We start from the raw sequence: 4350 nt of genomic DNA on the forward strand, positions 1-4350 counted from the left end.
GAGAGAACTTGCGTGAGCTGTTTGAGGCCGTGATCTGACCGAACTCTTCCGGGCAGCGCATTCCCTCCCCAGTCGCCCAACTGAGACACACGCCACTTTGTCGGACGCAATCGAAGAGATCGCCCGACAAAGGAGGTGTGTGTTTTTTAGAAGAGTCGCCACGACCCTCCTTTATTGGTACCTAACATGCCCCAAAAAACCGCAATGCTGTTGTTTGATTTCGACGGAGTTATTGCCGATAGCCTCGGTATTTACACTTCAATTTGCACACGCACCGCAAGGCAGTTGGGTCACCCTGTTCAGCTTCCGAAAAACCCATTTGCAACGCTCTCCCATGTCAGCTTTGAATGCCTCGCCCAATCGCTTGGCCTGGGCCCTGTGGAATATACTGCCATGTCCAGTTATTTGTTGAGCAAAAGCACGGCCACGGCCCCTGCCTTTAACGACATGATTGAACTGCTTCACAAAGTGTCCTGTCGAGTGGAGGTCGGCATCTTGTCAGCCTCTCCACGCGCCTTCATCGACCGGTTTCTGGATCAACACGGCGGGTCTGATGCAGTCACGCTGATCTTGTCGCGGGATGATCCGGGCACCAAGGCCGACAAGATGAAGACCTTACAGAAGAACGGTCGTCATCTGTTGGCGCTGGTCGGAGATGGGGTAAGCGACATCAGCGCAGCCCGGGAAGCCAACGTGCCATCGATCGGCGTAAGCTGGGGATGGCAATCGGTTTCCCGCCTTTTGCAGGCGGGAGTCGACGACATCGCGCAATGTCCACAAGACATCGAGCGTTGGGTAAAGAAGCGTCTTCTATCCAGGGCACCCGAAGCCGAAATTCAGGGTGGGATCAGGTGATATTTTCCGAGATCCGGTTGAACACTTCACGAGCATTCTCATTTCTGTTGTCCACAGAGATCTTCCGATAGTAGTCTTTGTCACTGGAAAAGGTTTCTGGAGGCGCGTTCACCCACAGCCCCCTCTCACCATAATCGTCAATGAGACCTTTCTGAGCCCCCCAACTGAACTGGTCCACCGCTATGTTTTGGAAATGGAGGACCGGTTCGGTTGGGGAGCTCATCTAGGCAAGTTAGGCCCTTAGAAAATGGTAGCGCGTCTGGTACTCGCCTCCATTTACTTCCAAATCATAGGGTTAGCGGCCTAAAGTCGGGTGTGACATAAAGTAGGACACACACCCTATGATGCTGTCATCCTATCTAAGCCTCTCAAGATATGACATTTATTGCTTCCGCTGACCTATCCCTCCGTCCACAGAGGGAAAGCGTTCCACTGTGCGGATATGGACACCCAACAGAAAAGGGCCAGCACCCACGCCGGCCCCTTGAAACCATGCTCATGCGAAATGAATTAGTTCGTCGCTGCCATCAGCTTTTCATTATGCTCGCGCAAAGTATCGGAAACGATGGCATACCACTCACCGGATTCACGCATTTCATTCAGTCCGCGGTTTGTCATTGCGAGATATTGGCGGCCGAACGGGTTACTGCGGTGTGCAATAAAGCGCAGAGATGACATCGTGTTGACGAATGGATTTTCAACGATGTCGTTCTGGTTCAGGCCCATTTCGACCATGGTGTCCGCAAACAGCTGAACCTCGAAGGTCGCGAAATCCGCAGTGCCGGTCAGAACTGCATCCAGACATTCGCGGGCGGTGACAGGCTGCATCAGAGTGATTGTTTCGCCATTACGCAACCCGCGTTCTTCCATGTCGTGAATAAACCAGCCTTCCATACGGCAGATGGTTGCGCCCTTGAGTTCGTCAAATGTGGTCGCGTTTGCGTATTCGCTTTCCGGCAGAGTGTAGAAGCCAACCACAATGTCATAGACCGGGACCGAAGTATCGAATTCGGTGCAGCGCACTTTGGTTTCCCACGACCATTCATAGGTGCGGTTGGTGCAGTCAGGCATGTTCCATGCCATCGAGATGTCAAAGGCACCTAACGGCAGAAGCGTTTCGAGATGCGAATTCCAGTCATCCACGAAGCTGACCGAATATTCACGGTCGTTGCCACCGCGCTGAAGCGATGCGGTAGCCAAACGCGTGATGGCGCCACCGCCGTTCAAACTTTCATCGGCGAAGGGCGCCCAACCGTTGCCTGTAACCAGCTTGATCGGCGGGTTATAAACGCTTGAACGTTTGACGCTGGCGGCGCGCGCTTCTTCTGCGGAGATGATTTCTTGGGCACTCCGGCCGTTCGGCAGACTGCCGTCCTCACAAGGTAGCGCCAGAACCAAGCCTGGCTCAAGAGAGTTCGGATTGTTGATGATGTTCCGGTTTGCGTTGAAGATTGGCTGGTAATTCGAAGTACCGTAAGCGGCAATGGCAATCGTCGCCAATGTGTCACCGTCCGATACGGTGTGATTGGTACAGGCTTCCTGCGCAGCCGCCGCACCAGCGTTAAGCACAGTGAAGGCCACCGCTGACATCGCGAGTTTTTTGAGATTTAATTCAAACATTTCTACTTCCTCCAGAGATTTCTTATGTCGAGCTTTTCGGTGCCCTATCCATTTTCCATTTGGTGGCGCAGCGCTGATGAAATGATGTCGCGCCATTCCCCCGATTTCTGCATAATTTCCAGACCTTGATTAAGCGCCCCAAGGATCGCCTCTCCATCAGGATTATCCTTATGTGTCATCACGTTAAGTGACTTGATGGCCGCCAAGTTAGGGTTTTCGATGATCTGATGTTCGTATCCGAGCCGGCGCAACGACTTGACAGCCAGATGCGCTTCGATTGCGACAATATCTACGCGACCATCCATAACGGCATGGAAGCACTCGTCAGGTTCAACCGGTCGCAACAGCTTGATTGCAGGCTCATAAAGCCCCACAGCATCCATATGAGACAGTGACCAGCCTTCGGGTCGGCAAAATGTGGCGCCAGCAAAGTCAGCGTGCGTTCGGGTTGCCTCGTACCCAGAACCGTCCTTGGCAAAGTACGTATCCACAACCTCGTAGAAAGGGTCAGAGAAATTGTAGGTCTCACATCGGGCGCGGTCCTTGTCGGACAACGCTTCGGCCTCTTCGCACTTGGGGCGTGACCACGGGAAGGTGGCGTCAAAGGCCAGGGTTGGCATCAAGAGGTCCAAATGCGACGACCAGTCGTTGACGAACTGTATCTTGTAGGACTGTTCCGGCGCCGCCCGCAGTAATGCGGTTTCGACCAAGTGAGTATAGAGCCCGCGGTTTGGCAACTTTTCATCCGTGAAGGGCGCGTAGTTGCCGCCTGTGATCATCAACAGCTGCCGGTCATGGATGCCAGGACGTTCCTGTGGTTCGGCGTCGCGGGGCATTGCGGCGTCTTCAGCGGGTACGGCTTTGATCGCTTCCTTTGCCGCAACGTTGACAGCAACCACTGCATCTTCGCTGGTTTGCACGTCTTCGGCGCTGGTGTCCTCTTCGGGCAAGCAGGGGATCTTCAGCGTCGTACCGATCCTAATAATATTCGGATCCCTGCCAATCCTTTCACGATTGGCGTTATAAATGATCCGATAGTCGAACGTTCCAAATACCTTCAGAGCCAACTCACGCAGGCTGTCGCCGCGCTTGACCACATAATCAGAGCAGGCTTCTTGTGCAGAGGCCGTACCAGTCGTTGCGGCAATCACAAGGCTGGACGCGATCAGAAATTTCCTCATTGTACTTGCTTTACCTCACTCATGGCCTGTTTTCTGATGTTTAGCGGTTTGATGACCGCGATTGAGATATTGTCCTGGTCGCGGTTGCCCACTGCCTGCAACGCCTGCAAAAGAATCATGGAGATGTCTTGGGCAGGAGCTGCTTGGTGGGTGTTCAGAAGAGACTGGATCTCTATATCTTCCAAAGATTGCAGCCCGTCGCTTGCCACCAGAATGATGTCGCCCTGTGCGAGTTCTAGCGGCAGGCTTGGACAGTCGATACGCGGGATTGGACCACCCGCAACAACCGAGGTCAGCTGGTTTCGATCAGGGTGCTGACGGGCCTGTTCCACGGAGATCGTTCCATCGGCAGCCTGTGCGTCGATGATAGGCGCCATGGAATGGTCTTCGTTGACCCGTATGAGACGCCCATTTCGATGCAGGTAAAGTGGCGAATCCCCGATCGAAACCCAAAACAGCCGACGATCCAGAAGAAGCACGCCCAAAAGGGTCGAGCCCATCATGGCCGCTCTGTCCAGGTTGTCGACATAGTCGGAAATCGCACGATTGGCGTTCATCGTGGCATGCACCAATCCGTCAACCAGTTTACTCTCACGCTGGCCCTCTTGTTCCAACAGGGCATCGAACAATGTCCGCCAGGCATCCCTCACCAGAGATGAAGCCACATCCCCAGCGTCATGGCCGCCCATCCCGT

At 54.0% G+C, this 4350-nt stretch carries 4 protein-coding genes; 1 reads left to right on the forward strand and 3 read right to left on the reverse strand.

The genetic code is table 11. The features are described 5' to 3' along the window. Window positions 1–204: 204 nt before the first annotated feature. Window positions 205–855, forward strand: a complete 651-nt coding sequence (locus O2N63_RS17390) for an HAD family hydrolase (protein ID WP_271055582.1) — start codon at window positions 205–207, stop codon at window positions 853–855. Window positions 856–1365: 510 nt separating this feature from the next. Here O2N63_RS17390 and O2N63_RS17395 read toward each other — a convergent pair. The 3 genes from O2N63_RS17395 to O2N63_RS17405 all read right to left on the reverse strand — a co-directional run. Next, window positions 1366–2475 carry a transporter substrate-binding domain-containing protein gene (locus O2N63_RS17395; RefSeq protein WP_271055579.1) on the reverse strand — a complete coding sequence of 370 codons (1110 nt, stop codon included), beginning with the start codon at window positions 2473–2475 and terminating at the stop codon, window positions 1366–1368. 44 nt (window positions 2476–2519) lie between these two features. After that, window positions 2520–3656 (reverse strand): transporter substrate-binding domain-containing protein, encoded by a 1137-nt coding sequence (locus O2N63_RS17400; RefSeq protein ID WP_271055580.1) that lies wholly within the window; start codon window positions 3654–3656, stop codon window positions 2520–2522. Continuing rightward, a partial coding sequence (locus O2N63_RS17405) for a PP2C family protein-serine/threonine phosphatase (protein WP_271055581.1) occupies window positions 3653–4350 on the reverse strand: 698 nt, incomplete at its 5' end. The genes O2N63_RS17405 and O2N63_RS17400, both read right to left, overlap by 4 nt.

The sequence above is a fragment of the Aliiroseovarius salicola genome (genome assembly GCF_027891095.1).
In the GTDB taxonomy this organism is placed as follows: domain Bacteria; phylum Pseudomonadota; class Alphaproteobacteria; order Rhodobacterales; family Rhodobacteraceae; genus Aliiroseovarius; species Aliiroseovarius salicola.

Bases quoted from the DNA above. Each gene is read 5' to 3' on its own strand.
- O2N63_RS17390 (WP_271055582.1), top strand. From the start codon at position 205: ATGCTGTTGTTTGATTTCGACGGAGTTATTGCCGATAGCCTCGGTATT.
- O2N63_RS17395 (WP_271055579.1), bottom strand. From the start codon at position 2,475: ATGTTTGAATTAAATCTCAAAAAACTCGCGATGTCAGCGGTGGCCTTC.
- O2N63_RS17400 (WP_271055580.1), bottom strand. From the start codon at position 3,656: ATGAGGAAATTTCTGATCGCGTCCAGCCTTGTGATTGCCGCAACGACT.